The following is a 3,751-nucleotide window of genomic DNA, read 5'->3' as shown; positions in this document are numbered from 1 at the left end:
TGCCTGCCGAGGGAAAGGCCGGGTAGGGCATCAACCGCAACCAGCTACCCCGAAGGGGTTGCATATCCACCATTGCCTATATATTATAGGTGCATCAAAGTGCAACCCCTTTGGGGTAGTGAGCTTATGGTGACCTTTCATCCCAAGCTTCACCTTCAGGATCGCTTACGCTCCCCTTCAGGGGGAAGCTTGGGTTAATACGCCATGAAATCCCTTCGGGGTTTTATGGGTAATCATGGCACCATCGCGATAAAGGCCTTCCCGCAGAGAACCGATAAGGAACATATATCTTAGTGCGTTATGGCTCTTTGGCACCGCCTATTTATCCAACCAAAAACTGCGACTGGGTCTCGTCAAAAATTGAGTTGCAACTAAGCGATCGGCGAGTTGCAACTAAGCAAATGCCGAGATGCAACTAAGCAAATGACGAGTTGCATCTCAGTTTTTGGCGAGATGGAGACCCTCTTCAGATCAATGGTTATTAGGAAGCAGATGGAGCAGGCAGAGGCGGGTGAAGTAGACGTTTCTCCAAGAGATAGGACGAAGGCTATAAAAGCGTTGGGGTGGAATGCCGGCAAGCTCTTCTGTGAGGTGTACTAGGCTGGGGTATCTACTGTCGGGCGAGGTGCAGAGATAGGTCATGGTACAGAAGGTGGGGAGCTGTTCTAGTTCAGCTGTACGCGTAGGTGCAACTCGCCTCACGGTGCCTAGCAATATAGCACGGTCGAAGGCGATATTATGACCTACGAGTATTGTCCCCGGTGCGAGGTCAGAAAACCACCGCTCCACTAGCTCTTGCTCAGAAATGCTGTAAGGGGTTAGATGCGTGTCAGAGATGCCATGCACTCTGAAAGCTTCGGGCGAACTACTCACCTCTTGTCGGACCCGATAGGTGTGCCGAGTGATCAACTTATACTGCTCATCCAGTAGTGCCCAGCTCGCCTCTAAGATTCTAGCCTCATCTCCAACCTCTACACTGAGACTTGTGGTCTGTAGGTCTAGGATCATCCACTTTGCCACTGCCCTATCTCCCTCTGCCCTTGGGATTGGGTCTAATAAAGGGCTACGTACTGCAATTGGCTGAACGGCTCTCTCTCCTTGAAAGTCCGATAAGTTGGTCTTTATCTTAATGCTCGGCTTCTTATTATTAGGGTATAAAATAAGGGCGAGTAGCACAAGTGCTACCGCCCCTAATATCCAAAGTAAAGTAGTCATCAAGCGACCCTTCTTTTAGTAGGCTCTTGCAAATAACACTCTACGTGCCGATGGCTTTCCACTGTAGATGCAAGTGCCTGGAGTGGTATCTCCGTCACTAGGGATACAGCGAATAGTCGCCTTAGTCTCCTCCTTGATCGCTGCCTCGGTCTCGGGTGTGCCATCCCAGTGGGCGAGGATAAATCCGCCCTTTTCATCAAGCACTCGCTTGAACTCGTCGTAGCTATCCACCACAGTAGTATGCTCCTGACGGTAGTTGAGTGCCTTCTGATAGATATTCTTCTGAATATCCTCGAGCAGTTCCGAGATGTACTCCACGATCCCCTCAAGTGCGTGGGTGCTCTTCTCTAGCTTATCGCGACGCATCACCTCAATCGTGCCATTCTCTAGGTCACGGCCACCCATGGCGAGGCGGACCGGTACGCCCTTCAGCTCATACTCTGCAAACTTCCAGCCGGGCTTCCGATTATCAGAATCATCAAGCTTCACCGAAATGCCCTTAGCCCTTAGCTCCTTTTGGATAGGCTCTAGAGTTGCCTTAATCTCTGCTAGTTGCTCCTCCGACTTGTAGATAGGCACCATCACCACCTGAATGGGGGCGAGGTGTGGAGGGAGTACGAGCCCATTATCATCGGAGTGGCTCATGATGAGGGCACCCATCAATCGGGTGGAGACGCCCCACGAGGTGGCCCAAACGAGTTGCTGATTACCCTCCTTATCGGTAAAAGTGACATCAAAGGCTTTGGCAAAGTTTTGACCAAGGAAGTGCGACGTACCGCTCTGCAGAGCCTTGCCATCTTGCATCAGTGCCTCAATCGTGTAGGTATCTACGGCACCAGCAAAGCGCTCCGTCTCACTCTTATGCCCTACGATTACAGGCATGCCCATGTACTCTTCGGCAAAAGTCTTGTAGACCCCAATCATACGCTCTGCCTCTTCCCTTGCCTCCTCCGAAGTGGCGTGGGCGGTATGCCCCTCTTGCCAAAGGAATTCGGCTGTGCGGAGGAATAGCCTGGTACGCATCTCCCAGCGAACTACGTTGGCCCACTGATTGCAGAGAATAGGGAGGTCGCGCCACGATTGGATCCATCCTTTGTAGGTATTCCAAATAATCGTCTCTGACGTGGGGCGAACGATCAGCTCTTCCTCCAGCTTTGCGGCAGGGTCTACTACCACGCCAGAGCCATCGGGGTTATTCTTAAGTCGATAGTGGGTCACCACAGCACACTCCTTAGCAAATCCCTCCACGTGGTCGGCTTCTTTGCTGAGGAACGACTTAGGAATGAAGAGCGGGAAGTAGGCATTGGAGTGCCCCGTCTCCTTAAACATTCGGTCGAGCGTTTGCTGCATCTTCTCCCAAATAGCGTAGCCATAAGGCTTGATCACCATACAGCCACGTACATCACTATTCTCAGCTAGGTCGGCTTTCATCACTAGCTCATTGTACCACCTAGAGTAGTCTTCGCTCCGAGGGGTGAGTGCGTCTATCTTCTTTGCCATCTTATCTTATTATCGAAAATATCATTCTTTATTCTGCGTCGCAAAGATACCAAATAATCCTCTCACGGATTACCTTGGTAGCAGCTGGAAGGGGTCGAGGTCTTCGAGGACGGGGAAAGCACTCCTTCGTGCCATAAGGTCGGGGCGAGAGAGAGTGGCGGTGAGGAGGGTCTCCACTGGCTCTTTGCTCTCGCTTAGGCTCTCCCCTTCGCTATCAAGGATAAAGGAGTAACCAGGGTAGACGAGCTTGGGGTGGGGGGTGCCGGCACGATTGGAGGCGGCTAGGTAGCTCTGGTTTTCAATCGCACGAGCTCTGAGAAGGCGTTCCCATGCCAGGTGGCGAGGACGAGGCCAGTTGGCAGAGCAGAGGAGTAGGTCATAAAGCCCCAGCTCTGGGTCTTGTCGTAGCCAGGTGGGGAAGCGGAGGTCGTAGCAGGTGCTGAGGCGAATTTGCCAACCTTGGTAGCTCACCTGCACCCGCTCCTCTCCTGCCTCGAAGTGCTCCGATTCACCGCCTAGGTGAAATAGGTGCTTCTTGCGGTAGTAGGTCACCTCGCCTGTAGGGGTAACGAAAAGGCCGGTGTTACTTGGCTTACCACTCGGGCGTAGCTCTAGCAGGGTGCCATAAAGCGCTGCATCGTTTGCTGTCGCAAGTGCTTTCATCGTCTCTAGCCCTCGCTCAAATGCCTCGGTGAGAAACTCCCGAGAGAGGTCTGCCACCTTTACGAGGAAGCCAGTGGTCCACATCTCGGGCAGCACTAGTAGGTCAAACGCTTGCCCCTCCACCAGTTGCTTCACCTTGGTGATATTGGCATCAATATCCTTCTGTTGCTGCTCCATCTGTAGCGAAGCGACTACTAGCTGCTCTTTCATAGGTCTGCAAACTGCTGAGGGTACTTCGCCATACTACTATCGAAATAGCTTCGAATCTTGCGGATCGCCTCTTCTATATCGGTTTGGTCGGGCATAATAGAGGCGATGATGCCCACCTCCTTCTTTTTATAATCGATCTTAGCGAGGTCAATCGGTACGCCTG

3 protein-coding genes are annotated in these 3,751 nt (G+C 52.3%); all 3 read right to left on the bottom strand.

The window, feature by feature from the left end; translation table 11 throughout:
• Window positions 1-471 precede the first annotated feature (471 nt).
• Window positions 472-1,215 (bottom strand): 3'-5' exonuclease, encoded by a 744-nt coding sequence (locus QVO39_RS01775; protein WP_021902761.1) that lies wholly within the window; start codon window positions 1,213-1,215, stop codon window positions 472-474.
• A gap of 15 nt (window positions 1,216-1,230) precedes the next feature.
• Window positions 1,231-2,715 (bottom strand): proline--tRNA ligase, encoded by a 1,485-nt coding sequence (gene proS, locus QVO39_RS01770; RefSeq protein ID WP_018027870.1) that lies wholly within the window; start codon window positions 2,713-2,715, stop codon window positions 1,231-1,233.
• Window positions 2,716-2,784: 69 nt separating this feature from the next.
• Entirely contained in the window at window positions 2,785-3,588 is an 804-nt protein-coding gene (locus QVO39_RS01765; RefSeq protein ID WP_021902760.1) for a nitrilase-related carbon-nitrogen hydrolase, read from the bottom strand.
• Window positions 3,589-3,751 lie beyond the last annotated feature (163 nt).

It is taken from the genome of Porphyromonas sp. CAG:1061 (genome assembly GCF_000435035.1).
Taxonomy (GTDB): domain Bacteria; phylum Bacteroidota; class Bacteroidia; order Bacteroidales; family Porphyromonadaceae; genus Porphyromonas_A; species Porphyromonas_A somerae.
The sequence above is the reverse complement of the archived record's forward strand: the minus strand, read 5'-3'. Positions and strand labels throughout refer to the sequence as shown.